Source organism: Mesorhizobium sp. M8A.F.Ca.ET.165.01.1.1, from assembly GCF_004792065.1.
Taxonomy (GTDB): domain Bacteria; phylum Pseudomonadota; class Alphaproteobacteria; order Rhizobiales; family Rhizobiaceae; genus Mesorhizobium.
In genome coordinates this window covers 164,210-187,588 of the sequence record NZ_SRTH01000002.1, presented here as the reverse complement: position 1 = coordinate 187,588, position 23,379 = coordinate 164,210, and the positions used below count along the sequence as shown (strand labels likewise).

General features: G+C 63.5%; 27 protein-coding genes. 10 read left to right on the top strand and 17 right to left on the bottom strand.

Translation table 11 applies throughout. The features are described from left to right. Positions 1 to 30: 30 nt before the first annotated feature. Positions 31 to 843 carry an NAD(P)H-binding protein gene (locus tag EN808_RS05450; protein ID WP_127278712.1) on the top strand — a complete coding sequence of 271 codons (813 nt, stop codon included), beginning with the start codon at positions 31 to 33 and terminating at the stop codon, positions 841 to 843. Between the two features lie 79 nt (positions 844 to 922). Continuing rightward, positions 923 to 1,516, top strand: coding sequence for a TetR/AcrR family transcriptional regulator (locus tag EN808_RS05445; RefSeq protein ID WP_127278713.1), 594 nt, complete (start codon positions 923 to 925; stop codon positions 1,514 to 1,516). On the opposite strand, the gene pssA is transcribed toward EN808_RS05445, so the two are convergent. The 3 genes from pssA to EN808_RS05430 form a co-directional block, all read right to left on the bottom strand. Then, positions 1,513 to 2,259 carry a CDP-diacylglycerol--serine O-phosphatidyltransferase gene (gene pssA, locus EN808_RS05440; RefSeq protein WP_245464392.1) on the bottom strand — a complete coding sequence of 249 codons (747 nt, stop codon included), beginning with the start codon at positions 2,257 to 2,259 and terminating at the stop codon, positions 1,513 to 1,515. The genes EN808_RS05445 and pssA overlap by 4 nt on opposite strands. A 75-nt stretch (positions 2,260 to 2,334) precedes the next feature. Further along, positions 2,335 to 3,033: a phosphatidylserine decarboxylase gene (locus tag EN808_RS05435; RefSeq protein ID WP_127278715.1), complete on the bottom strand. Its 699-nt coding sequence runs from the start codon at positions 3,031 to 3,033 to the stop codon at positions 2,335 to 2,337. Between the two features lie 239 nt (positions 3,034 to 3,272). After that, positions 3,273 to 4,439 carry a DUF4375 domain-containing protein gene (locus EN808_RS05430; RefSeq protein WP_245520722.1) on the bottom strand — a complete coding sequence of 389 codons (1,167 nt, stop codon included), beginning with the start codon at positions 4,437 to 4,439 and terminating at the stop codon, positions 3,273 to 3,275. 337 nt (positions 4,440 to 4,776) lie between these two features. Here EN808_RS05430 and EN808_RS05425 point away from each other — a divergent pair, with 337 nt between their 5' ends. Then, on the top strand, positions 4,777 to 5,649 hold the full coding sequence (locus EN808_RS05425) for an SMP-30/gluconolactonase/LRE family protein (protein WP_135915327.1): 873 nt from the start codon (positions 4,777 to 4,779) through the stop codon (positions 5,647 to 5,649). Here EN808_RS05425 and EN808_RS05420 read toward each other — a convergent pair. The 4 genes from EN808_RS05420 to EN808_RS05405 form a co-directional block, all read right to left on the bottom strand. After that, complete coding sequence (locus EN808_RS05420; protein ID WP_135915326.1) at positions 5,646 to 5,993, bottom strand: antibiotic biosynthesis monooxygenase; 348 nt, start codon at positions 5,991 to 5,993, stop codon at positions 5,646 to 5,648. The two genes, EN808_RS05425 and EN808_RS05420, sit on opposite strands and share 4 nt — an antisense overlap. A 218-nt stretch (positions 5,994 to 6,211) precedes the next feature. After that, positions 6,212 to 8,095, bottom strand: coding sequence for an ABC transporter ATP-binding protein/permease (locus tag EN808_RS05415; RefSeq protein WP_135915325.1), 1,884 nt, complete (start codon positions 8,093 to 8,095; stop codon positions 6,212 to 6,214). Positions 8,096 to 8,120: 25 nt separating this feature from the next. Then, on the bottom strand, positions 8,121 to 8,414 hold the full coding sequence (locus EN808_RS05410; RefSeq protein ID WP_135883434.1) for a metalloregulator ArsR/SmtB family transcription factor: 294 nt from the start codon (positions 8,412 to 8,414) through the stop codon (positions 8,121 to 8,123). A 133-nt stretch (positions 8,415 to 8,547) separates the two neighbouring features. After that, complete coding sequence (locus tag EN808_RS05405) at positions 8,548 to 10,056, bottom strand: LysM peptidoglycan-binding domain-containing protein (RefSeq protein WP_135863770.1); 1,509 nt, start codon at positions 10,054 to 10,056, stop codon at positions 8,548 to 8,550. A gap of 125 nt (positions 10,057 to 10,181) precedes the next feature. On the opposite strand from EN808_RS05405, the gene EN808_RS05400 reads away from it, so the two are divergent. Then, positions 10,182 to 10,793, top strand: a complete 612-nt coding sequence (locus tag EN808_RS05400; RefSeq protein ID WP_127281002.1) for a TIGR00730 family Rossman fold protein — start codon at positions 10,182 to 10,184, stop codon at positions 10,791 to 10,793. 46 nt (positions 10,794 to 10,839) lie between these two features. On the opposite strand, the gene EN808_RS05395 is transcribed toward EN808_RS05400, so the two are convergent. After that, positions 10,840 to 11,739: a LysR substrate-binding domain-containing protein gene (locus tag EN808_RS05395; RefSeq protein WP_135863768.1), complete on the bottom strand. Its 900-nt coding sequence runs from the start codon at positions 11,737 to 11,739 to the stop codon at positions 10,840 to 10,842. Positions 11,740 to 11,857: 118 nt separating this feature from the next. On the opposite strand from EN808_RS05395, the gene EN808_RS05390 reads away from it, so the two are divergent. From EN808_RS05390 to EN808_RS05380, 3 genes are all read left to right on the top strand, one after another. Beyond that, positions 11,858 to 12,148 (top strand): muconolactone Delta-isomerase family protein, encoded by a 291-nt coding sequence (locus tag EN808_RS05390; RefSeq protein WP_127281229.1) that lies wholly within the window; start codon positions 11,858 to 11,860, stop codon positions 12,146 to 12,148. Positions 12,149 to 12,307: 159 nt separating this feature from the next. Then, complete coding sequence (locus tag EN808_RS05385; RefSeq protein WP_127871406.1) at positions 12,308 to 13,090, top strand: glucose 1-dehydrogenase; 783 nt, start codon at positions 12,308 to 12,310, stop codon at positions 13,088 to 13,090. A gap of 109 nt (positions 13,091 to 13,199) precedes the next feature. Next, positions 13,200 to 14,198, top strand: a complete 999-nt coding sequence (locus EN808_RS05380) for a transporter (protein ID WP_127281220.1) — start codon at positions 13,200 to 13,202, stop codon at positions 14,196 to 14,198. Here EN808_RS05380 and rarD read toward each other — a convergent pair. The 8 genes from rarD to cysS form a co-directional block, all read right to left on the bottom strand. After that, the gene (gene rarD, locus EN808_RS05375) at positions 14,176 to 15,102 is read right to left on the bottom strand and encodes an EamA family transporter RarD (RefSeq protein ID WP_127871405.1); all 927 of its coding nucleotides are present in this window, start codon (positions 15,100 to 15,102) and stop codon (positions 14,176 to 14,178) included. The two genes, EN808_RS05380 and rarD, sit on opposite strands and share 23 nt — an antisense overlap. A gap of 82 nt (positions 15,103 to 15,184) precedes the next feature. Then, positions 15,185 to 16,807 carry a citramalate synthase gene (gene cimA / locus EN808_RS05370; protein WP_189524063.1) on the bottom strand — a complete coding sequence of 541 codons (1,623 nt, stop codon included), beginning with the start codon at positions 16,805 to 16,807 and terminating at the stop codon, positions 15,185 to 15,187. A gap of 37 nt (positions 16,808 to 16,844) precedes the next feature. Next, a complete protein-coding gene (gene pip / locus EN808_RS05365) occupies positions 16,845 to 17,795 on the bottom strand; it encodes a prolyl aminopeptidase (RefSeq protein ID WP_127280641.1) in 951 nt (316 codons plus the stop codon). Then, on the bottom strand, positions 17,792 to 18,268 hold the full coding sequence (locus tag EN808_RS05360) for a GFA family protein (RefSeq protein ID WP_127280640.1): 477 nt from the start codon (positions 18,266 to 18,268) through the stop codon (positions 17,792 to 17,794). The genes pip and EN808_RS05360 overlap by 4 nt, the downstream gene beginning before the upstream one ends. Beyond that, on the bottom strand, positions 18,265 to 18,756 hold the full coding sequence (locus tag EN808_RS05355) for a GFA family protein (protein ID WP_127280639.1): 492 nt from the start codon (positions 18,754 to 18,756) through the stop codon (positions 18,265 to 18,267). The genes EN808_RS05360 and EN808_RS05355 overlap by 4 nt, the downstream gene beginning before the upstream one ends. A gap of 6 nt (positions 18,757 to 18,762) precedes the next feature. Further along, positions 18,763 to 19,167, bottom strand: a complete 405-nt coding sequence (locus tag EN808_RS05350; RefSeq protein ID WP_127280638.1) for a VOC family protein — start codon at positions 19,165 to 19,167, stop codon at positions 18,763 to 18,765. Beyond that, positions 19,164 to 19,352, bottom strand: a complete 189-nt coding sequence (locus EN808_RS05345) for a hypothetical protein (protein ID WP_127280637.1) — start codon at positions 19,350 to 19,352, stop codon at positions 19,164 to 19,166. The genes EN808_RS05350 and EN808_RS05345 overlap by 4 nt, the downstream gene beginning before the upstream one ends. 32 nt (positions 19,353 to 19,384) lie before the next feature. Beyond that, entirely contained in the window at positions 19,385 to 20,836 is a 1,452-nt protein-coding gene (gene cysS / locus EN808_RS05340) for a cysteine--tRNA ligase (RefSeq protein ID WP_135915323.1), read from the bottom strand. A 418-nt stretch (positions 20,837 to 21,254) separates the two neighbouring features. Here cysS and EN808_RS05335 point away from each other — a divergent pair, with 418 nt between their 5' ends. Further along, positions 21,255 to 21,410: a hypothetical protein gene (locus tag EN808_RS05335; protein WP_127278312.1), complete on the top strand. Its 156-nt coding sequence runs from the start codon at positions 21,255 to 21,257 to the stop codon at positions 21,408 to 21,410. 68 nt (positions 21,411 to 21,478) lie between these two features. On the opposite strand, the gene EN808_RS05330 is transcribed toward EN808_RS05335, so the two are convergent. After that, positions 21,479 to 22,240, bottom strand: a complete 762-nt coding sequence (locus EN808_RS05330) for an SOS response-associated peptidase (RefSeq protein WP_127278313.1) — start codon at positions 22,238 to 22,240, stop codon at positions 21,479 to 21,481. 119 nt (positions 22,241 to 22,359) lie between these two features. On the opposite strand from EN808_RS05330, the gene EN808_RS05325 reads away from it, so the two are divergent. Continuing rightward, complete coding sequence (locus EN808_RS05325; RefSeq protein ID WP_127278314.1) at positions 22,360 to 22,782, top strand: NUDIX hydrolase; 423 nt, start codon at positions 22,360 to 22,362, stop codon at positions 22,780 to 22,782. A 129-nt stretch (positions 22,783 to 22,911) separates the two neighbouring features. After that, the gene (locus EN808_RS05320) at positions 22,912 to 23,289 is read left to right on the top strand and encodes a TIGR02301 family protein (protein ID WP_127278315.1); all 378 of its coding nucleotides are present in this window, start codon (positions 22,912 to 22,914) and stop codon (positions 23,287 to 23,289) included. Positions 23,290 to 23,379: the final 90 nt, after the last annotated feature.

Sequence of the window (23,379 nt, the reverse complement as noted above, 5' to 3'; positions counted from 1 at the left end):
CACCTCCTTTGCACGGCGAGGAGATCCAGCATGGCAAAGATCCTCGTCACCGGCGGCACCGGGCATCTCGGACACGATCTCGTGCCGGCACTGACCGCGTCCGGGCACACTGTCAGGTTGCTGGCCAGGGAAGCGAGGCTGGACCGCGCCGTCGAATGGGCGGTCGAATGGGCGCTTGGCGACCTCGCAACGGGCGAAGGCATTGATGAAGCCCTTGGCGGCGTCGATACGGTCATCCATGCCGCAACGTTGTCGCCGATCGCCAGGCGCGGTATGCGGCCGATCGATTTCTTCTCCAGTCCGTCGGATGTCGACGTCGAAGGCACGCGGCGGCTGCTTGCCGCATCGCAGCGCGCCAATGTCTCGCATTTCATCTTCGTGTCGATCGTCGGCCTCGACTTCAGCACCCTGCCCTATAGCCGCGTGAAGCTGGCGGGCGAGCAGCTTGTGCGAGAGTCGCCACTTTCCTGGTCGGTCATCCGCGCGACGCCATTCTTTTACCTTCTGGCGCAGATGCTGGCCGGGCTGAGATGGCTGCCGGTCTGGCTGCTGCCGACTTCGCCCTCAAATCCTGTCGATACACGCGATGTCGCCAGATATCTGGCCCAGGCTGTCAGCGACGGGGAACGCGGTGTCCGCCCGCAGATCGGCGGACCCGAGGTGATGCCGTTCTCGACATTCGCTCGACAATACCGGGATGTGCTCGGGCTCCGGCGCCTCATTCTGCCGTTTCCGGTGAGTCGAAAGATAAGCCTTGCCTTGGGCCTGGTCGAAACCAGCGAACGGCTGGGAGAAAGAACATGGAAGGCATGGCTTTCCGAGCAGGGTGGATGCGCGCCGTGAGCGATCCTACGATTTCGCGCGAGAATGGTACTGTCGGGCGCCGAATCTCCACCACCAGGATCGAGTGACAGGAATAGCCATGAAGCCGCCATCCGCCGGACGCGAGCGCATTTTACGCGAAGCCATTCGCCTGTTCGCCGAGCGCGGATATGACCGGACCAGCGTTCCCGAAATTCAGGAAGCCGCCGGCCTGTCGCGTGGCTCGGGTGCGCTCTACAAGCACTTTCCCTCAAAGGAGGCGCTGCTTGCCGCGGCAATCGACCGGTTTGTTGGAACGGCGCGGGAAGGACGCGCCGAGCTTGGCGAACAGGTGCTTCCTGTCGATCAGGGGGCGCGGCGGATCGTGGAGAGCATGCTGGAAAAACTCGGCGCGAATCGCGACGTGCTCAGAATCCTGTGGCGCGATCTTGAGCCCTTTCCGGAATTGAAAGCCTCGGCGCGTGGCGAGATCATGCAGAGCACGTACCACGCAGTCGCCGAATGGTTGCGGGAGCGCCAGCGCCAGGGCGAACTGCGTCCCCATGACAGCGACGCGGTCTCCGCCGTCATCGTCGGCAGCGTCGCCATGTTCCGCGTCTTCGAAGCGATCTGGGCCGAGCGCTCGATCGAGGTCAGCGACGAACGCTTCGCGTCCGCCTGGACCGATTTGTTGGTCCGCGGTCTGCGACCCTAACCTATATCCGAAGGCGGCACCTTCTCGCCTTCCAGCCTGGCGCGCTTGGAGTAGGCACGCACGGAAAACGGCAGGAAGATCAGATAGCCCGCGACCGATGCCGTCAGCGTGTACCAGGGATAGGTCATCAGCAGGAGGATATAGAGCACGACGGCGAGGATGACCGGCAGCACCCTGTCGCCAGGGATCTTGACGCTCTTGCCGGAATAGACCGGCAACCGGCTGACCAGCAGGAAGGCGACCAGGATGGTGAAGCCGGTGGCGACGAAGGCGGCCGGCCGGCTGGGCTCCGCCCCAAGGCGCAGGAAATAGAGATAGAGCGGCAGCATCACCAGCACCGCGCCAGCAGGCGCCGGCACACCGACGAAATATTCACTCTGCCATATCGGGCGCTCGGCCTTCTCGTCGTCGAGCACGTTGAAGCGCGCCAACCGCAAACCACAGGCGATCGCGAACAAAAGTGCCGCGATCCAGCCCGGCGAGCCGGCACGGTCGAGCAGGAAGGCATAAAGCACCAGCGCTGGCGCGACACCGAAATTGACGATGTCGGCCAACGAATCCATCTGCGCGCCGAATTTGGAGGTGGCTTTCAGCATTCGCGCCAGGCGACCGTCGATGCCGTCGAGGAAGGCGGCAAGCAGCACCATGACAACGGCGGTTTCAAAGCGGTTTTCGAAGGCAAAGCGGATGCCGGACAGGCCGGCGCAGATGGCAAGCACGGTGACGAGGTTGGGCAGCACCATGCGCATCGGGATCTCGCGGATGCGGGGACCGCCGCTGGCATGGGCCTCGAATTTTTTATACTGCGTGCCCACCGGTCAGGAAATCCGTACGAGGGGCGTGCCGGCGATGCCGCCGAATTCGGCCAGCACCGTTTCGCCGCCGACGGCCGTCTGGCCGACGGCAACGCGCGGCGTGGCGGTCAAAGGCAGGAACACGTCGACACGCGAGCCGAAACGGATCAGGCCGAAACGCTCGCCGGTGCCGATCGAAGCGCCGGCCTCGGTCCAGCAGACAATGCGGCGCGCCACCAGGCCGGCGATCTGGACTGCCGCCACCGTACCGTTGGGGCTCTCGATGACCAGCCCATTGCGCTCGTTTTCGGTGCTCGCTTTATCCAGTTCGGCATTGAGGAACTTTCCAGGGCGATGCTCGATCTTGGCGATGCGGCCGCGCACCGGAGAGCGGTTCACGTGGCAGGAAAAGACGTTCATGAACACGGAGATGCGGGTCATCTCGACATTGCCGAGGCCAAGCTCGCGCGGTGGCACGGCAGGCCCCACCGCCGAAATGATGCCGTCGGCGGGGCTTACCACCAGGCGATCGTCGACAGGCGTGACGCGCTCGGGATCGCGGAAGAAATAGACGCACCAGGCGGTCAGGATCAGGCCGACCCAGAACAGGATCGAGGAGAAATAGCCGAGGAACAGCGTCGCCGCGCCAAAGGCCGCGATGAAGGGATAGCCTTCGCGATGGATCGGTACGAACGCGTTCTTGACCGTGTCGACAAGGCTCATGGGCTGGGGGCGGTCCCTGTTTCAGGTCCGGCCTCAATAGCGGAAACACCCCCTGCCCGCAACGCGACAATCGGCGGCGCGAGTTTGTCGCCAGCTTTCGCCGCGATGGCGACCCGTGCTGGTCGTCGAGCAGAGCGGCACCGGCAAGTGGCATCGCTCAGCGCCGCCACGCCGATGAAGTGTTCTTCTCGAGTAAGCAATGGCAGCTGAAGGGCCTGCTCGGATCCACCACGAACAATTTATTCGCCAGCTGCGGCGGTGAGGTCAAAATACTCCTGAAGCTCATTTCGATGAACCTCCGCAAGACTTTCTTCGTGGTCGCCGCGGAGCAGCACGCCACGATCCGGGTACGACTGGAAGAGAAAAGCGTGACCACCAGCCATCACCACCCAATTCACAACCGGCCCCTCCGCACGCTGAACGACCGAATTCGCCGAAACGATAGCCTTGGTCGGATCGACCCCAATCTTTCGCAACAGAAGATCGACGGCAACCGGCGCATGATACTCCTCCGCTAGCTCAATCACTTTTGCTACCATTTGCCCGTCCGCGTACCCGAGCCTGCGGCCAACGCGCGGCGCGCCGGCTGTGAATAGGTTTTCACCGGGGCGAATAATCGCTGGTGCCTCTGGAGGTATGCACTCATAAAATGCTGCGTGGCTGCCCGTTGCAACGCACAGGCGAGGCTCATTCGAATTGGTCCGGAGTTGAAAAACCAATTGCTTCTCGCCATCGACATCCAGCATCCTGGCCATGCCCAGCAACAATCTGACCTCCGGCGGCGTTGCATTGGCGCAAGCGAGACTGACTCCCACGTTCCGAGCGCTGATCATCTGACCGACCAGCTCGGCGATCGATTGATGGAGGAGCCGAGGTTCACGACGAGGATTGGCCATTGCCAACTGAAGTATGGCCTCATCGAAGGTCTCGTCTTCGACAACTCGCAGGTCAGGCCAGGACACGATCCAGCGCGCCAACAGCTCGATCATTGGTGAAGCTTCGTCGGCGTCGTAGAACGCATGGTCAAGTGTATCGAGAAAATCGTCGCGGCCGCCCTCGAAGCCAGTCTGTTCTTCGGCCTCGTCAGGGTGATCGGCGACCCAGGTGGACATCTTTTCGAGAGCCGCCAATTGCCCTTTTGCGCCAATGGCCGTCAGAGCCGCGCGGGCGTTTGCAACCATAGCGTCGAACTCCTCGCCGGCATTATGGATGAATTGACTATGGCCACCGTTCTTTACCTCCGCCGAATACAAATCAGCATGGGAGACCTGCATCGCCTTCGGGTTAATCTCCCATTTACGGTAAAGCCCCTCGGAAACCATGCTGTGGATGAACTTCTCAACAGCGAAGACGACTTCGAAAGGTTCTTCGTTCGCCTCATCTACGATCGACCGGGGCACGATCACCGGCAACAAGAACCGGGGTCTCGATGCATGCCTCGCTGCTGGAGACTGGACACCAGACGAAGCCTGGGCGATTCTCTTGGATATTCTGGAGAAAAAGCCAAACATTCAAAAATCCCTAAGTGCTAGGAAAAACTTCCCACGGGTTATTGTGACGAAACAATATCGGCAGCACAATGGGATATAGGAATTCAAACCTGAGCTATCGGGACCTCAAAGTGAGGGGCAGCGTTCCGGCCAACGAAAATGCTGACGCTGAAGTCGGGACACCCATCCCCCGCCCGTCCTTGATGAGACGACGCCGTCTTGCAAGCCGTCGTCCAACAAGGAGTTCCTCGCTATGCAGAACCACGCTCTTCACCCGCTTCCCCAGCGTCTCATTGCCACCGGTCTCGCTTTCGGCGAATCGCCGCGCTGGCATGACGGACGCCTGTGGGTCTGCAACTGGGGCACCGGCGAGATCATCGCTGTGGACGAAGGCGGCAAGAGCGAGGTCATGCTCACCATCCCGGCCGTGCTGCCCTACTCCATCGACTGGCTGCCGGATGGCCGGCTGCTGGTGATCTCGGGCCGTGAAGGCCTGCTGTTGCGGCAGGAAGCCGATGGCTCGCTTGTCACCCATGCCGATCTGCGAGCCCTCTCCAAAAGCCCATGGAACGAGATCGTCGTCGATGGACGCGGCAACATCTATGTCAATGGCGGCGGGCCGGCGCCGGCTGCCGGCGAGCATTTCGGTCCCGGCACCATCGTGCTGGTCACACCGGATGGCGCGATCGGCCAAGTGGCGGACAGCATCGCCTTCGCCAACGGCATGGCGGTGACGCCGGACAACAAGACGCTGATCATCGCCGAATCCCATGCCAGCCGGCTGACCGGTTTCGACATCGCCGCCGACGGCACTTTGTCCAATCGGCGCGTCTGGGCCGCGCTAGACGGATATCCCGATGGCATCTGCCTCGATGCCGAAGGGGCGGCCTGGTACGCCGACGTGCCCAACAAACACTGCGTGCGGGTGCGCGAAGGCGGCGACGTCTTGCAGACCGTCACCGCCGATCGCGGCTGCTTTGCCTGCATGCTGGGCGGTGCGGACAGGAAAACGCTGTTCATCACTGTTGCCGAATGGCGCGGCTTCGAGCACATGGTCAGCGATGCCCGCACCGGCCAGGTGCTCGGCATTGAAGCGCCGGCACCCGGTGTCGGCTGGCCGGGCTAGAGCCCAGGAACCCGCTGATAGTTGGCGATGTCGGCCCTGACGCCGAGCCGGGCGAGCGTCTCCTGCGGGTTGAAGGCAACGCGTTCTTGCGCCGCCTTGACGATCGGCACGACCTTGTCGACGGCCGCCTGGCTTTCCCATTCGACGATCGTCACCAGATTGAATTCACCTGGCCCCGAAAATTGCTCGAGCAGGAAATCCTGCACGAAACCCTGCTGCTGACGCAGCAATTCGTGTGTCGTCCTGACCTTGCTAAGGATCTCCTCGCGTGCGTCGGCGGGTACCACGAACTTGTCGACCCTGAACACGCTGCCGCCGTTAACGTTCTGATTCGTAACGCTCATATCCATTTGTCTCGTCCTCGAGGATGCTGTTTCGCGGCTCTCGAGCGACGGTCTACAATCTCAACTTAAGTTGAGGTCAAGCAGGATTCTCGATTGATTTGTGGAAAGGCCCAGATAGCGGCGCCTGCTCCGAAAGAAACCGGAGATGACCGCGGGACAACCCCCCTCTGCCTTGCCGGGCATCTCCCCCACAAGGGGGGAGATTGGCACTCCACCGACTACGACACTTCCGACGTGCGCCTGCGCACGACGACACCCAGTTCGTCGCTTTCGCGGGCAATGCGCAGCCGCTCCTCGGCCTCGGTCGCCTTGCGCTGGCGGTCCCACATCGAGGCGTAGAGGCCGTGCTTTCGCATCAGCTCGACATGGGTGCCGCGCTCGGCGATCTGGCCATCCTTGAGCACGATGATCTCGTCGGCCGAAATCACCGTCGACAGGCGGTGGGCGATGACGATGGTGGTGCGGCCTTTGCTGACCAGGTCGAGCGCGGCCTGGATCTCCTGTTCGGTGTGGCTGTCGAGCGCCGAAGTGGCTTCGTCGAGCATCAGGATGGGCGGCGCCTTCAGGATGGTGCGCGCGATCGCCACGCGTTGCTTCTCGCCACCGGAAAGTTTCAGCCCGCGCTCGCCGACCATCGACTTGTAGCCGTCGGGCAGCTTCTCGATGAACGGTCCGATCTGGGCGAGTTCGGCGGCCTTGCGCACCTCCTCCTCGCCGGCGCTGACACGGCCGTAGCGGATATTGTAGGCGATGGTGTCGTTGAACAGCACCGTGTCCTGCGGCACCATGCCGAGCACCGCGCGCAGGCTGTCCTGCGTCACATCCCTCACATCCTGGCCATCGATCAGCACCTGGCCACCCTGCACGTCGTAGAAGCGGAACAGCAGCCGCGAGATGGTCGACTTGCCCGCCCCCGACGGCCCGACAATGGCAACGGTCTTGCCGGCCGGCACCTCGAAGGAGACGCCCTTCAGGATCTTGCGGTTCGGATCGTAGGAGAAGTGGACGTCGCGGAACTCGACCTTGCCGGCGCTCACGGCCAGCGGCTTGGCGTTGGGCTTGTCGACGATCTCCTGCGGCACGTCGAGCAGATCGAACATGTGCTCGATGTCGGTCAACCCTTGCCGGATCTCGCGATAGATGAAGCCGATGAAGTTGAGCGGCACGGAAAGCTGCACCAGCATGGCATTGATGAAAACGAAATCGCCGACGCTCTGGGTGCCGGCCTGCACCTCCAGCGCCGACATGCACATGACGACGACCGTGCCGACGCCGAAGATGAAGCCCTGGCCGAAGTTCAGCCAGCCGAGCGAGGTCCAGGTCTTGGTGGCGGCGATCTCGTAACGCGCCATCGAGCGGTCGAAGCGCTCGGCCTCCATGCGCTCATTGGTGAAATACTTGACCGTCTCGAAATTGAGCAGCGAGTCGATCGCCTTGGTGTTGGCGTCGGTGTCGCTGTCGTTCATGTCGCGGCGGATCGAGATGCGCCAGTCGCTCGCCTTGACCGTGAACCAGACGTAGAGGCAGACGGTGATCGCCACCACGGCCACGTATTTCCAGCCATAGGTGAAACCGAATATGCCGGCGGTCAGCGCGAATTCGAGGATCGTCGGCGCCGTGTTCAGCATGATGAAGCGCACGATCGTCTCGATGCCCTTGGTGCCCCGCTCGATGATGCGCGACAGGCCGCCGGTGCGGCGCTCCAGGTGAAAACGCAGCGACAGCTGATGCATGTGCACGAAGGTGCGGAAGGCAAGCTGACGCACCGCATGCTGGCCGACCCGGGCAAAGAGAGCGTCGCGCAGCTGGTTGAAGCCGAGCTGGACGAGCCTCAGCACATTATAGGCAATGACCAGCATCACCGGGGCAAGCATGAACGACGGCAGCGGCGGGGGCGATTTGAAGCCTCCCGCCAGCGCATCGGTTGCCCATTTGAAGAAATAGGGACCGGCGACCAGCGTCACCTTGGCCATGACCAGCAGCAGCGTCGCCCAGGTCACCCGTGCCCTTAGGTCGGCGCGATCGGCAGGCCACATATAGGGCCAGAGGTTACGCAATGTCGTGAGTGTCGAGGTGTCGGCGGAGACGGTTTTTTCGGCCACTTTTCTTGCCTTTTGGGTGAGAGGATCAGCGGCCGGAGCAGCAGGAATTGATGAGCGCGCCGAGCGACGCCGATACGTCGGCAAGTGCCGCGCGATCGACGGCATAGCGCGATCGTTGACGATCGGGCTCGAAGCGGACAAGGCCGGCCTCGACCAATATTTTCAGATGCTGGGAGATGGTCGACTGCGCCAGATCGAAATGGTCGACAACCTCACGGCAGCAGCAGGAATTGCTGGCGGACAGATGCCTCAGTATCTCGATTCGGGCCGGATGCGAAAGCGCTGCGAACCGCGCCGCGACAAGGCGGCTGTCCGGCATGCAGCCAGGCGCCGCCGAGGCGGCGTGGTCTGATACGGGGATGTATTCTGTCATCGTTCATCGGCGATAGACGATGAGCGATGACAGGGCAAGCTAGGCCGATGGGTAGATCGCCGGAATTGCCGATCTCTCGCTATTGCGTCTTCGCCGGTGCAGTGGTCGCCTGCTCGCCCATCGCCTTGAGGTCGGCGGCTTCACCTTCCTTCGACTTTTCCGGGACTTTGAATACCTGCCCCGGCCAGATGCGGTTCGGATTCCTGATCTGGTCCTGGTTGGCGAGGTATATGGTGGAGTAGCGCACGCCGTGACCATAGACGCGCCTTGAAATCCGCCACAGCGTATCGTTGCGCCGAATGACGACCGCGCCGTCGGCATGTTCGAGCTTGGGCGACACGACTTCGGGCACGTCGCTTGGCGGCGTGGCTGCCGCGACAACGGCCGGTGCCGGGGCCTCTGCGGCTGGTGCGGACTCCGCCGGAGCAGCAGCGGCAACAGCAGGCGCCGCAGCGGCTGGTGCCTCCGCGGCAGCAGGCGCAGCGGGCTTGGTCTCTGCCGGCTTGGTCTCGGCCGGCTTGGTCCCGGCTGGGGCAACGGCGGCGACCGCCTCGCCCGGCTCGCGCTCGAAGGGTACGGCGGCGCGAGCCACCACCTTCACGCCGTCGGCATCGAGGCCGTCGACATGGATGGTATAGCTGCCGACCGGAATGTCGCGCGTCGCCTCGACCAGAAAATGGCCGTCCGGCGACGTCTGTGCGTCGCCGAGCAGAATGTCGTTGGCATAGGCGCGCACCTTGCGGCCCGGATCGGCGAGGCCGGCGACAAAAATCTTGTTGCCGTCGATTTCGACCGCCTCGACGACGATCTTGGGTTCAGCCACAGCCGGCGCGGCCGGTGCCGCCGGAGCGGGTTGTGCCTCAACCACGGCTGGCGCGGTCGGCGCCGGCGCGGCGGGCGCTGGAGCGACCGTCGCGGGCGCTTCAGCAGCTTGGTCGCCGGTTGCCGGCGCCGGCTTTGTCTCGGGTGTCGGAACCGTCAACAGTTCGGCCGGCTTGCCCGGCTCCTCGACCATGGCCAGCACCTGGCCAGCCGCATTCGCGGGCACCGAGACCACGGCAGTCTGCGCCGAGGCGGTCACGACCGTGCCGACGGTCGAACGCAGCGCGATCGTATAGTCGCCGGGCTTCAGCGGATCGTCGAGCACGATGACAAAGGCGCCATCGGGACCAGCCACCGTCGAGCCGATCACCGTTGAGCCGTTGAGGATTTCGACCTTCGAGTTGGGCACCGCCTTGCCGGCAACGACGATCGAGCCGTTGCTCTCGACGCGCACGACGTCGAAAGTCGGCGCGATCGGACCCGCCGTCGCGGGCGCCGCAGGCGCCGCCGCATCGGTTGCGGGTGCTGCCGGGGCTGTCGCCTGGGGTGCCGCGGCCGGAGCGGCCGGCACCGCCGGAGCCGGCAGCCGCCCTTCCGTGCCGGGGTCGGCGGGTTTCGGCGCCGCGGGCGGCGTCAAGGCCGCCACTTGCGCCGGCGGCGCGGGATGAAGATACGGGTCGAGCGCGCCCGATACATAGGCGGTTCCCGCCGCCGCGACGGTCCCACCCGCCGCGAACAGGAACGCCTTCAATGGATTAATTGCCATATTTCCCTACCCCTTAGCCACCTAACGCCGGTCTAGCGTGTTTTGCCAAAGCCGACAAGAAAAAGCCCGCCCTTGTCAGCCTTTGGGCTTGACCAGGCTTCCAGACCCAATCACCAATCATCCGTATGAACACGATTCGATCCGTCTGCGTCTATTGCGGCTCGTCTCCGGGCCGCGATGAAATCTATGTCAAGGCCGGCCATCTGCTTGGACGCTCGATTGCCAAGGCAGGGCTGCGGCTGGTCTATGGCGGCGGCACCAAAGGCATCATGGGCGCCGTCGCCGAAGGCGCGCTCAAGGCCGGCGGCAAGGTGACCGGCATCATTCCGCGCTTCCTCATCAACAGGGAAGCCACCGAAACCGCGCTTGACCGGCTCGACGAGTTGTTGATCACCGACAACATGCACGAGCGCAAACATAAGATGTTCGAGAAATCCGACGCCTTTGTGGCGCTGCCCGGCGGCATAGGCACAGTCGAGGAAATCGTCGAGATCATGACCTGGGCGCAGCTCGGCCATCACCGCAAGCCGATCGTCTTCGGCAATGTCAACGGATTCTGGGACCCGATGACGGCGTTGCTTGATCACATGGCTGGGGAAGGCTTCATTCACACCGCTCAGCGTGTGAAGCCGCTGGTCGTCAACGACCCCGAGGCCATCGTCGCCGCCATCATGGTGGCCGGGTCGTCGGTCGACGCGCCGACGGAAGGCGTCCAGTCGGTGATCGACAAGATGTAGAGCTAGGGGGCAGTACGTTTGCATTGCCCGAGCGCACGCTTTTCCCCTACTCCCTACTCCCCTCCCTCCGAGCAGCCTCCCGCAGATCGGCGATAACCGCGCGCCGGTCCTGCCGTCGCCAGGCGAGATGAATGGAAACCATGCGCCCGAACCACGGCATGTCGCGGAACAGGATCGAGGGCGGCGCGGCAGTGCGCAGGCTTGCCTGCACGGTGGCGAGACCAAGGCCAGCGCTGACAAGGCCGAGCGAGGTCAGCGGGTCGGCCGTTTCATAAGCGATATCGGGTACGAAGCCAGCCTCGGCGCAAGCGGCGAGGAACTGGCCACGATTGGTGTCGTCGGGCTGGCGCACCACGGTGATCCAGACGCGGCCGTCGAGATGGTGCGGCTGGATATCAGCCACATCGGCCAGCGGATCGTCTTCGGGAATGGCCAGCACCAGCGGCTCGTGGCGCAGCGGCGTGCTGGCGATATCGGGATCGTCGGCAGCCGCGGGAGAATACACCAGACCAAGATCGAGCGAGCGCTGCCGAAGCCCCTCCATCTGCGCCGCCGAGCGCAGGCTTCTCAGCTGCAGGTGAAAATCCGGCCGGTCGCGGCGGAACTGGCGCAGCATGCCGGCGACAAGCCCGGCATGAACCGCACCCTCGACATAGCCGATGGCAAGGCGCCCGGTGGAACCGCTGGCCAGGTTGCGGCCAAGCTCCTCCAACCGGCTCGCATTCGACAACAAGGCACGGGCCTCGGTCAGGAAGGCGCGGCCCTCGGCATTGAGATGAACGCGCTGCTTTGCCCGCTCGAACAGGGCGACGCCAAGCTGTTGCTCCAGCTGCATGATCTGCCGGCTGAGCGGCGATTGCGAGATATGCAGCAATTCGGCGGCTCGACCGACATTGCCGGTTTCGGCGACGGTGACGAAATATCTGATCTGGCGCAGGTCGAACATTTTTGCTCCTCGAAACCCAAGTCCTCTCAGGTCTCAACTTTAGCCTAATCAGTCTTGGACAGTCTGACCATGCGGCGCGATATCTCCTGCCATCAACCACTGACAACAGGAGATCGAAATGCAATTCCTTGCCCTTCTCACCCGCAACACGGAAAAGTTCACCGACGCGGATTTCGCACCCGTTCTGCCTGACGAGGCCGAACAGCGCCGCACCCTCTATGCGGAAGGCTCCGTGCGCCAGATCTGGAATCGCGGCGACATTCCCGGCAGCGGCATGATGTTCGAAGCCGGCAGCGACGCCGATGTGCGCGGCCATCTCGCCACTCTGCCGCTGGTCAAGGCCGGCATGATGGATATTGCCGCGATCGTGCCGCTCAACCCCTATCCGGGGTTCGGGCCGAAGCGCTGAGGCTGACGGCCGCGACAACCGAGGCCGCCAGCCGGGCGCCAAGGCGACAAAGCGCCTTGCATGTCATCAAGTCACGCGGCACGCTGGTGCTGCCGCTTGCCGAGGCCAGACGGGCCTTCGCGCTGGCGGGCGACAGATCGCGACCGATAAAGGTGCAAATTGCATTCGACTGACTATCTCGGCCGCCTGTTCGGCCTCGAAGGCAAGCATGCCTTCATAACCGGCGCCAGCCGCGGCCTGGGCCTGGCCTTCGCGGAAGCGCTTGCGAGCGCCGGCGCTCGCGTCACGATCGGCGGCCGCAAGGCCGACGATCTGAAAGTGGCCGCAGACAGGCTGCGCGCCGCGGGCCATTCGATCGCGGAAGCGGTCATCGACGTGACCGACACACAGTCGGTCGACAAGGCGGTCGCGGCAGCGGAAACGGGCACCGGACCGATCGACATCCTGGTCAACAATGCGGGCATCCAGCGCCGGGCGCCGCTGGAAAGCTTTAGCGACGCCGACTGGGACGCGCTGATGGCCACCAACCTGGACGGCGTGTTCAAGGTGAGCCGGGCCGTCGTAAAGGGCATGATCGCTCGCCAAAGGGGAGCGATCATCAACGTCTCCTCGGTGCAGAGCGTGCTCGCGCGCCCTTCGATCGCGCCTTACGCGGCGAGCAAGGGCGCCATCACCATGCTGACCAGGTCGATGGCCGGCGAATGGGGCCAGCACGGCGTGCGCGTCAACGCAATCGCGCCGGGCTATTTCAGGACCGAGCTCAACGCCGCGCTGGTCGCCGACGAGAAATTCTCCGCCTGGCTGACGGGCCGCACGCCGATGCGGCGCTGGGGCGAGGTGCAGGAGCTTGCTGGAGCCGCCGTGTTCCTGGCTTCCGACGCCGCCAGTTTCGTGAGCGGACAGACACTGCTGGTGGATGGCGGGATCACCAGCGTCCTGTAGGAACGCGCGCCGTCACGAAACAGTCACACTAAATCGGGGATGCCATGCTAGAAATCGGACCTGGCCGCCCCCCGCGACCCCGACCGCATCAGAGACCGGCGAAGCCGCCATGAATATCGCCCTCCCCGCCGAAGGCACCGACCTGTCGCCTTACCTGCCAGATGAGCACGGGCTGTTCTTCATCTACCACTTTACCGCCGAGGGCGCGCGCACCAGGGATGCCGCCGCCGCGCACTGGACATGGCGCAGCTACCAGCTTTCCGACATGCGCGCCCGCCACGAGATCGGCGCCGATAAGGCCTTGCCGGCGCCGGTGCGCGAAGCCTTCCTGGGCGCCAGCCATGGCTGCCATATCGACCTCGAGGATGACTGGCTCTACGGCGATCTGCCGGACCTGCGCCATGATTATTCGGCGGAAGCCGGCGGGCTTGGTCATTTCCGCTTCGCCCTCAACGACACGATGCTGGTCGGCGCCCGCAAGCAACCGCTGCAATCGGTCGACAACATCCGCAAGGCGATCGAGAACGGATCGCGCAAGTTCCGCTCGCCGGCCGAGCTGATCGAGGCTGTCGTCGGGCAGTCGTTCGACGGCATGGCGACGGAACTGGCGTCACTCAGCGACAGTCTCGACGGCATCGAGGACCGTATCGTCTGCGACGCATGGCACAATGAGCGGCAGGCGCTGGTCGATGCGCGCCGGCACCTGGTGGTCATCCACCGGCAGATGGCGACGCTGACAAATCTGTTTCGCCACCTCGACCATTCGCACCGCAACGACCTGCCGGATTCGATCAACGACATGGCAGCGCGGCTTTCGCACCGCGCCCAGACGCTGCACTATGACGGCGAGCAATTGCAGGCGCGCACGCGGTTGCTGCAGGACGAGCTGATGGCCAAGCTGACGACGCAGTCGAACCGGCTGCTCTATGTGCTCTCGGTGATGACGGCGGTGCTGTTGCCGATGACCATCATCTCGGGCCTGTTTGGCATGAATGTCGGCGGCCTGCCGCTGGTCAACACCCCATTGGGCTTCTGGGTGGTCACCGCCGTATCGCTGCTGATCGCGGGCGCGACCTATCTTTTCGTCAGACGGCTCGGACAGATGTAGCCCGGCGCGCCGTCGCCAGCATGGACCAGGAATAGATCGCAAGCGCCGCCCAGATCAGGGCAAAGGCGATAGCCTGCGTTGTGCCGAACGGCTCGTCGAAGATCAGCACGGCAATCAGAAACACCATGGTCGGCGCTATGTACTGCATGATGCCGATGGTCGAGAGGCGCAGCAGCTTGGCGCCGAAGGCGAACAGCAGCAGCGGCACGGCGGTCACCGGCCCGCAGCCGATGAGCAGCGCGGTGTCGGTGCCATTGCTGGAGACGAAATGGTCCTGTCCGGTGGCGATCAGGAAGACGATGTAGCCCAGCGCCGGCACCGACAGCAAAAGCACTTCGAGCAGGAAACCCTGGCTGGGGCCGATCGGCAGCGTCTTGCGGAAGAAGCCGTAGGCGGCGAAGGAAAACGCCAACGCCAGCGACACCCAGGGCAGCTTGCCGCCATCGATCGTCAGTACGGCGACGGCAACCGCGGCAAGCGCCACCGCCGCGATCTGCAGCCGGTCGAGCCGTTCGCCAAGCAGCAGCGCGCCGACCACGACGTTGACCAGCGGGTTGATGTAATAGCCGAGGGCTGTCTCGACGGTGCGGTCGACGGCGATCGCCCAGACGTAAATGCCCCAGTTTACCGAAATCAACGCCGCCGTCAGCGCCGCCATGGCGATGGTACGGGGCGAGCGGATCGCCGCCTTGAAATCGGCCGTGCGGCCGGCCCAGACCAGGACCGCCGCGGCAATCGGCAGCGACCAGACGATGCGATGTGCAATGACCTCGGCAAGCGGCAGATGCGCCACCGCCTTCATGTAGAAGGGCAGCAACCCCCACAAGAGATAAGCGCCCAGCGCCAGCAAGAAGCCGCGGCGGGCTTTTGAATCTGTATCGGAGGCAATTGCTTCAGCGGCCATGGCCCAACGCTATGGCCCAGTAACCTTGGCAAGACCATCGCAAAGTTCTGATGGATCAATGGACTTTCGCTGATGGTTCAACTTACTCCGCAGCCACCAGCCCCGCCATCTCGCGGTTCTTCATCAGCTTGTAGATGATTGAATCCATCAGCGCCTGGAACGATGCGTCAATAATGTTTTCGGAGACACCGACCGTCCACCAGCGGGCGCCGGTGCCGTCATGCGATTCGATGAGCACGCGGGTGATGGCCTCGGTGCCGCCATTGAGGATACGCACCTTGAAGTCGGCGAGTTCGAGATCGGCGATCTCGTTCTGGTATCTGCCGAGATCCTTGCGGAGCGCGATGTCGAGCGCGTTGACCGGGCCATGGCCCTCGGCCACCGACATCTTCTCCTCGCCCTCGACCAGCACCTTGACCACCGCTTCCGATACCGTCTTCAACTGTCCGTTGGCATCGAAGCGGCGCTCGATCATGCAGCGGAACGAGGTGACGTGGAAGAACTCGGGCAGGCCATGCAGCATCTTGCGCGCCAGGAGTTCGAAGGAGGCGTCGGCGCCCTCATAGGCATAGCCCGACGCCTCACGCTCCTTGACCACGGATATCAGGGCGTCGAGCCGGTGATCGTCCTTCGGCACATCGATGCCGCGCCGCTTCAACTCGGCGAGGAAATTGGCCTTGCCGCCCTGGTCAGAGACCATGACGCGGCGACGGTTGCCCACGGATTCCGGCGGCACGTGCTCATAAGTCGCCGGCTCCTTGGCAAGCGCGGAAGCATGAATGCCGGCCTTGGTGGCAAAGGCGGACGAGCCGACATAGGGGGCCTGCGCTTCCGGGGCACGGTTCAACAATTCGTCGAAGGCGCGGGACAGCCTTGAGATGCCGGTCAGCGATTCGGCTGAAATTCCAGTCTCGAAGCGGTCGGCGAAAGCCGGCTTCAGCGCCAGCGTCGGCACGATGGAGATCAGATTGGCGTTGCCGCAGCGCTCGCCAATGCCGTTCAGCGTGCCCTGGATCTGACGCACGCCGGCTTCGACGGCGGCAAGGGAATTGGCCACCGCCTGGCCGGTGTCGTCATGGGCGTGGATGCCGAGATGCTGGCCCGGGATGCCCGCGGCGATGACCTTTTCAACGATTGCCCGCACTTCGGAGGGCTGCGTGCCGCCATTGGTGTCGCAAAGCACCACCCAGCGCGCGCCGGCATCATAAGCTGTCTTCGCGCAGGCAAGCGCATAGTCCGGGTTGGCCTTGAAGCCGTCGAAGAAATGCTCGCAATCGACCATTGCTTCCTTGTCCGAAGCGACTGATGTCTCGACGGACACCTTTATGCACTCGAGGTTCTCCTCGTTGGTGCAACCGAGCGCGACGCGAACATGGTAATCCCAGCTCTTGGCGACGAAGCAGATGGCGTCCGATTTCGACTGGACGAGTGCCGCCAGTCCCGGATCGTTGGAGGCGGAGACCCCAGCCCGCTTGGTCATGCCGAAAGCGACGAATTTGGCGCGTGCCGTGCGCTTTTGCTGAAAGAAGGCGGTATCGGTCGGGTTGGCGCCGGGATAGCCACCTTCGACATAGTCGAAGCCGAACCCGTCGAGCAGTTTGGCAATCGCGATCTTGTCCTCGACCGAAAAGTCGATGCCCGGCGTCTGCTGGCCATCGCGCAGTGTGGTGTCGAAGAGATAGAGGCGTTGTTTTGTCATGGCCATAGCTCGAAAAGTCGTAGCAGAGCGCAGTCAGGCACTGTCATTTACCTGCATATTTGTCCGTCGCGCGGATCAGCTGATCGAGGATGCCCGGCTCCGAATAGGCATGGCCGGCACCCTCGATCAGATGAAAGTCCGCCTTGGGCCAGGCCTTGTGCAGCGCCCAGGCGTAGCGCGCCGGGCACGGCATGTCGTAGCGGCCATGGACGATGGTGCCCGGAATGTCCTTGAGCTTTCCGGCATCGCGCAGCAACTGCCCCTCCTCCAGCCACCCGGCGTGGACGAAATAGTGGTTCTCGATGCGGGCAAAGGCGACGGCGTAGTCGTCCTCGCCAAAGGGACCGCTGGTTTCAGGCTCCGGCAGCAGGGTGATCGTCTCGCCTTCCCAGAGGCTCCAGGCGCGGGCGGCCTCGATCCGCATCTTGCGGTCGGAGCCGACCAGCCGCTTGCGGTAGGCGCCCATCATGTCGCCGCGCTCGACCTCGGGAATCGGCGCCAGGAAACGTTCCCACTTGTCGGGGAACATCTCTGAGACGCCGAACTGATAATACCATTCAAGCTCAGCGCGGGTCAGCGTATAGATGCCGCGCACCACCAGTTCGCTGACGCGATCAGGGTGTGTCTCGGCGTAGGCGAGCGCCAGTGTCGAGCCCCAGGAACCGCCGAACACGAGCCATCTATCGAAGCCGGCCATTTCGCGCAGGCGTTCGATGTCGGCAACGAGATGCCAGGTCGTGTTGGCCTCCAGCGAGGCATTCGGCGTCGACTTGCCGCAGCCGCGCTGATCGAACAGGATGACATCGTAAAGCTTGGGGTCGAACAGCCGCCGGTGTTTTGGCGAGATGGTGCCGCCCGGCCCGCCATGCAGGAACACCGCCGGCTTGGCGCCCTTGGTGCCCGAACGCTCCCAATAGACCTGATGGCCATCACCGACGTCGAGCATGCCCGAGTCGAACGGTTCGATTTCCGGATAGAGGGTGCGCAAGCTCATAGTTTCAGGCCCTGTTGCGGCCAATTGGCCGTTTCGTGATCGGGATGTTGGAAGGAGATGATCTGCTCCTGTCGCGCGTAATAGTCGGGATCCTGGTGGACGGGTTGCTCGAAGATCGTCTCCACCCAAGGCAGCCGTGCCGCATAGTTGACCTGGATCCGCGGCGCCAGATCGGAGCGGTCGTCGAAGGCGCCGATGGCGATCTCGAGCCCGCCGGGCTGCCGGTAGGTCAGCGGCGTGCCGCACCGGGCGCAGAAGCCGCGATCGATGTTGACCGACGACTGGAAATAGCTGGGCTCCTCACGGGTCCATTCGACACCATCCTTGGGCACCGTCACCAGCGCGCCGAAGAAGGAACCGAACTGTTTCTGGCACATCCGGCAATGGCAGATGGATGGGCGTCCCAGCGCGCCCTTGATGCGGAAGCGCACGGCGCCGCATTGGCAGCCGCCGGTTCGGACTGTCTCGGTCATGGTCTTTCCTCCGGCGGCCATTGGTCGGTGTCGTGGTCGGGATGCTGATAGGAGACGAGCTCGGCGAGATAGGGGGCCGAGCCCATATCCGCCATCGTGTCCTCGCCCGGCAATCGCGGAATGGAATCCACGTAGGGCAGTTTCGCCTCCGTGCCCCATTGGATGGTCGGCGCGATACCAGCCGGATCGTCGAAGGCGGCGATCGCCAGCGCCATGCCGTCGGGCGCCTCGAAGGTCAACGGCGTGCCGCATTCGGCGCAGAAGCCACGCCAGGCCGCATTGGAGGACCGGAACCGCTTGGGCTCGCCGCGCGTCCAATCGACCTTGGCGCCGCGCACCGAGACCAGCGGCAGGTAGAAATTGCCGCTCGCCTTCTGGCACATGCGGCAGTGGCAGACCGAGGCGTCGCCAAGCGCGCCTTCGACGCGAAAGCGCACCGCGCCGCACTGGCAGCCGCCCGTATAGACCGGCCGATTGTCGAGGCTCATCGACTTTCACTCCGATCCATGGGCTCCCTCCGGATCATGGCAGACCGCCTCGACATTGTTGCCGTCGGGATCGAAGACGAAGGCGCCGTAGTAGTTGGGGTGATAGTGCGGGCGCAGGCCCGGCCCGCCATTGTCCTTGCCGCCGGCTGCAAGGGCGGCGGCATGGAAGGCGTCGACCTCGGCGCGGCTGCGCGCGGTGAAGGCGACGTGCTGGTGATCTCGGGGCTTTTCGCTGGCCGCGCTCAGCCAGAACACTGGCCGGTCGCGGCCATAACCGCCGACCTTGGCGCCACCGGTGTATTCCTGCGGCACCATGTAAAGCAGCGAGGCACCGAGCGGCGCCATCGCCTTGTCGTAGAAGGCTTTTGAATTGTCGAAATCAGACACGGTGATGCCGAGATGGTCGATCATGGAACGAGTTCCTCCGTTGTCGGTTCGCTCGCCGGCATTTCGGCATTGGCCAGCGCGGCCTCGATGACGATGTGCTGGCAGACATTGTCGATATCGCGGATCACGTCGTCGTTCCAGAAGCGCAGCAGCCTTGGCGGGCTGCCGGCACCTTGGACTGTCGAGATCAGCTCTCTACGGCCCGCCAACCTCTCCACTCCGGCCATAACAGCAACCACTCTCACCGCTTGATCTCCCAAGTCGTCATGCGCTCGCCGGTGACCGGGTCCTTGCCGTCCTTCAGCTGCACTCCCTTGGCCAGCAGTTCATCGCGGATGCGGTCGGCCTCGGCCCAGTTCTTCGCGGCGATGAACTGCAGGCGCCTGGCGATGGCCTGAGCGATCGCGACCTCGTCGACCTTAGCCGCGCCGACGTCGAAACCGAGGAATGCGAGCGAGGTTTTCAAGGAAGCCGCAGCGCCATTTTCGCCAACGCCGTTGAATTCGGTCGCCTCGCCTGCAAGCTGGGTCAGTTGCTGGAAGGCCGCGTAGGTCGCGAGGTCATCCGACAGCGCCTCCACCACCTCCACCGGCAACCGACTTCCCGCGGCCGGCGCCAGATCCGCCGCGCGTTTCCATTTGCGCAGCGTGTTTTCCGCCTCCTCCAGCTTGCGCACGGAAAAGTCGATCGGTTCGCGATAATGCGTCATCAGCATCGCCAGCCGCAGCACGTCGCCCGGCCATTTGCGACCACCAAAAGTGTCGGTCTCCAGCAATTCGTGGATCGAGTAGAAATTACCGAGGCTCTTCGACATCTTCTGGCCCTCGACCTGCAGGAAGCCGTTGTGCATCCACACATTGGCCATGACCGACGTGCCGTGGGCGCAGCGCGACTGGGCGATCTCGTTCTCATGGTGCGGGAAGATCAGATCGAGGCCGCCGCCATGGATGTCGAAGACCTCGCCGAGATAGGCAGCCGACATGGCCGAGCATTCGATATGCCAGCCGGGCCGGCCCCTGCCCCACGGACTTTGCCAGCCCGGCTCTTCGGCCGAAGACAGTTTCCACAGCACGAAATCGCCGGGGTTTTTCTTGTGGGCGTCGACGGCGATGCGGGCGCCGGCCTGCTGCTCGTCGAGATTGCGTTTCGACAATTGCCCATAGTCCGGCATCGATGCAGTATCGAACAGAACTTCGCCCGCCGCGACATAGGCGTGGCCGCGCCCGATCAGGCTTAGAATCAAGGTGATCATGTCAGCCTTACCGTCGGCGCGGGGCTCGACGAATTCGGTGGCGCGCGGCTCGACCGTCGGCTCCAGGCAGCCAAGCGTGGCGACGTCCCTGTGGAACTGGTCGGCGGTTTTTTCGGTAACCCGCCGGATCGCTTCGTTAAGCGACAGTGTGCCGGCTGATATCTCGCCGCCGAAATCACGCAACGCGCGCGCGTTGATCTTGTCGTCGACGTCGGTGATGTTGCGCACATAGGTGACGTGCGTCTCGCCATAGAGATGGCGCAGCAGACGGAACAGCACGTCGAAGACGATGACCGGCCTGGCGTTGCCGATATGGGCGAAGTCGTAGACGGTCGGGCCGCAGACATACATGCGCACATTTCGCGGATCGATCGGCACGAAGTCCTCTTTCGCGCGCGTCAGCGTGTTGTAGAGGCGCAGGCCCTGCGATGCGTCAGACATTCCAAGCCTTCCCGGTTTCAGAACTTCTTGTCTGGATGGAGCCAGCCCCGCGCCGAGGCGCAAATCAGACTCCAGCCTGCTGGCCGGGGCGTTTGTCCAATCTGGGGAAGATGAGGCGAAAACGTCCGGACCAGCGCGAGGCTAGCCAATAATGCATATGCCACAAATGGCGAAAGACGTTTTCATGGGCGGCTTTATCGCCCCGACCAGTGTTGCCGTCAAGTCGCTGATCCCGGGAAAAACATCGCGAGGGCTGGCAAACGCATCGCCCGATTACACGGAATCAGCCAATGAAACATTTTATTAAACATGTCGGCACAGTCATGAAACATTCGCCGGCTAGATCAGCAAGCGTCACGATTTGGTCGGATTCGGCGACCAAGTCGCATACACGAAAACGTTATCTGGGAAGAGAAACATGTCTCGAAGCAAGCAGGAAGCCAATCGCGCCAAGCAACCGGCGCTGGCCAACCACTATCGTGCGATCGGTCCGGCAGCCATCGTCGCCGCCCTTCTTCACACCGCCAAGAAGAAGAAGCCGGCGCAGAAGATCGTATCGCCCCGCGCCGCCTGAAGCGGCGCCCCGGCCGACACCGAGGGTGCGAACAAGCGCCCTGAACATAAAGACCCCGACTGGCTTCGCTAGAACAGCGTCATCTGACTGTCGTCCGCGCCGGGTTTCTGGCGCCTGACTTTCTCGGGTTCCGGCCCAACCTCGCCCCTCTCTTGAATCTCCGGTCCGGTGTTGGCGACCTTGTTGACAAGGCCGGAGACAGGGATCGCCTCGAAGAAATCGGGCTGTGCCGGCCGCAGCAGATGGGCGACATCGCGCGGTTCGAGCGTGCGGCAATCCAGCCAGCGGGCAAAGTCGGAGACATCGATCACCACCGGCATGCGGTCATGGATATGGGCGATGTCGGCGTTGGCGTTGACGGTCAGGATGGCGCCGGTGTCCATCTCCGAGCCGCCCGGCTCGGCATAGGTTTCGATCAGGCCGGCAAAGGCGACCAATCCGCCATGCCGCGGCCGGATCCAATAGGGTTGCCCCTTCCTGCCTCCGGTCTGCCGCCACTCGTAAAAGCCGGATGCCGGCACCAGCGCACGGCGATGGCGCATGGCGGCCTTGAACGAGGCCTTTTCGACTGCGCCTTCCGAGCGCGCGTTGAACAGCAGCGGAAACTCCCTGGTGTCCTTGACCCAGGCAGGAAGGAGCCCCCAGCGCACCAGCATCGGCTGCCGATCCGGCAGGTTGGAACCTGCAGCCCGCGGCACGCCAGCAGTCGCCATCAGGACCGGCTGCGTCGGCGCGATGTTGTAGCGGGCCGGGAAATCCTCGAGCTCGGCAAGGCCCAGGAAGGCGGCGGTCCGGTCCGGCGTGGCGGTCAAGGCAAAACGTCCGCACATGATGGAGCCTTTCGAATGGTTCGGCTCCGAAAGTGGCTATGGAACCGGTGTTGCGCAACCGGTAATGCTTCCTCTTACCGGGCGGTCCACAACAGACCGGCCCGCGAATGAACCTGATCATGAACGAAGCACGAAAGACACTTCCCGCCGTCTCGGTCGCCGTCGTGCGGGGGGACAGCATACTCCTCGTGAAACGGGCAAGGCCGCCTTCGCAAGGGCTCTACGCCTTTCCCGGCGGCAAGGTCGAAGGCGACGAGACGCTGGAGGATGCGGCACGGCGTGAACTGGTGGAAGAGACCGGCTTGCGCGCCACCGGCTTGCGGCCTCTTCGGGAAATCCACATCGACGGCAGGGACGACAGCCACCCAGTCGACTATCTGCTCACGGTCTTCGGCGCCGCCTATGCCGGTGGCGAGGCCGTGGCCAGTGACGACGCCGAGACAGCGGCCTTCTATACACTCAAGGAGATGACCCTGCTGCCGCTTGTCGGCTCGGTATTCGCGGTCGCAGAGGAACTCCTCGGTCCCCTTCAGACCCACTGAGGCGGCACTGAAAATCGCCTTGCAGGCGACAAATTGTTTCGTCACAAGGCTTCTGTTGTCTCGCCAGCCATGACGGCCTAAGCCGTTCGACAGACGATAACGGCCTAAGCCGTCGGTCAGAGAAGATTTATGAACCGTCCGTCAATACTTCTCGCCATTTGCCTTGCTGTCAGCGCGGCTGTCCCGGCGCGGCCTGCCTTCAGTGCCGAGTCGCCGTTCGAGCCGGGGCTGATGCGGCTGGCGGAAGTTCTGGGGTCACTGCATTTCCTGCGCAATCTGTGCGGGGAGAAAGGCGACCAGTGGCGGGACGAGATGGAAAAACTGCTCGATTCGGAAAACCCTGACCCGGAACGCCGCGCCCGCTTCATCGCCAGCTTCAACCGCGGCTATCGTTCCTTCGGCGGCACCTACACCCAGTGCACCGCTTCGGCCACTGAAGCCATCAGCCGTTATATGAAGGAAGGTGAGACGCTGTCGCGCGACATCGCCTCGCGTTATGGCAACTGAGCATCCATCAACAGATATCAGGCCCGTCGCGACCGATGATCGCCATATCCGGCTTGTGCCTGTCTAAGTCTTGGTGCAATCCTGATGTTG

Bases quoted from the DNA above. Each gene is read 5' to 3' on its own strand.
- cysS (WP_135915323.1), bottom strand. From the start codon at position 20,836: ATGTCTGACGCATCGCAGGGCCTGCGCCTCTACAACACGCTGACGCGC.
- EN808_RS05355 (WP_127280639.1), bottom strand. From the start codon at position 18,756: ATGAGCCTCGACAATCGGCCGGTCTATACGGGCGGCTGCCAGTGCGGC.
- EN808_RS05400 (WP_127281002.1), top strand. From the start codon at position 10,182: ATGAACACGATTCGATCCGTCTGCGTCTATTGCGGCTCGTCTCCGGGC.
- EN808_RS05405 (WP_135863770.1), bottom strand. From the start codon at position 10,056: ATGGCAATTAATCCATTGAAGGCGTTCCTGTTCGCGGCGGGTGGGACC.
- EN808_RS05425 (WP_135915327.1), top strand. From the start codon at position 4,777: ATGCAGAACCACGCTCTTCACCCGCTTCCCCAGCGTCTCATTGCCACC.
- cimA (WP_189524063.1), bottom strand. From the start codon at position 16,807: ATGGCCATGACAAAACAACGCCTCTATCTCTTCGACACCACACTGCGC.
- EN808_RS05420 (WP_135915326.1), bottom strand. From the start codon at position 5,993: ATGAGCGTTACGAATCAGAACGTTAACGGCGGCAGCGTGTTCAGGGTC.
- EN808_RS05335 (WP_127278312.1), top strand. From the start codon at position 21,255: ATGTCTCGAAGCAAGCAGGAAGCCAATCGCGCCAAGCAACCGGCGCTG.
- pip (WP_127280641.1), bottom strand. From the start codon at position 17,795: ATGAGCTTGCGCACCCTCTATCCGGAAATCGAACCGTTCGACTCGGGC.
- EN808_RS05390 (WP_127281229.1), top strand. From the start codon at position 11,858: ATGCAATTCCTTGCCCTTCTCACCCGCAACACGGAAAAGTTCACCGAC.
- EN808_RS05360 (WP_127280640.1), bottom strand. From the start codon at position 18,268: ATGACCGAGACAGTCCGAACCGGCGGCTGCCAATGCGGCGCCGTGCGC.
- EN808_RS05450 (WP_127278712.1), top strand. From the start codon at position 31: ATGGCAAAGATCCTCGTCACCGGCGGCACCGGGCATCTCGGACACGAT.
- EN808_RS05320 (WP_127278315.1), top strand. From the start codon at position 22,912: ATGAACCGTCCGTCAATACTTCTCGCCATTTGCCTTGCTGTCAGCGCG.
- EN808_RS05435 (WP_127278715.1), bottom strand. From the start codon at position 3,033: ATGAGCCTTGTCGACACGGTCAAGAACGCGTTCGTACCGATCCATCGC.
- pssA (WP_245464392.1), bottom strand. From the start codon at position 2,259: ATGGTGCTGCCCAACCTCGTCACCGTGCTTGCCATCTGCGCCGGCCTG.
- EN808_RS05330 (WP_127278313.1), bottom strand. From the start codon at position 22,240: ATGTGCGGACGTTTTGCCTTGACCGCCACGCCGGACCGGACCGCCGCC.
- rarD (WP_127871405.1), bottom strand. From the start codon at position 15,102: ATGGCCGCTGAAGCAATTGCCTCCGATACAGATTCAAAAGCCCGCCGC.
- EN808_RS05325 (WP_127278314.1), top strand. From the start codon at position 22,360: ATGAACGAAGCACGAAAGACACTTCCCGCCGTCTCGGTCGCCGTCGTG.
- EN808_RS05350 (WP_127280638.1), bottom strand. From the start codon at position 19,167: ATGATCGACCATCTCGGCATCACCGTGTCTGATTTCGACAATTCAAAA.
- EN808_RS05410 (WP_135883434.1), bottom strand. From the start codon at position 8,414: ATGCCGGACAGCCGCCTTGTCGCGGCGCGGTTCGCAGCGCTTTCGCAT.
- EN808_RS05395 (WP_135863768.1), bottom strand. From the start codon at position 11,739: ATGTTCGACCTGCGCCAGATCAGATATTTCGTCACCGTCGCCGAAACC.
- EN808_RS05380 (WP_127281220.1), top strand. From the start codon at position 13,200: ATGAATATCGCCCTCCCCGCCGAAGGCACCGACCTGTCGCCTTACCTG.
- EN808_RS05445 (WP_127278713.1), top strand. From the start codon at position 923: ATGAAGCCGCCATCCGCCGGACGCGAGCGCATTTTACGCGAAGCCATT.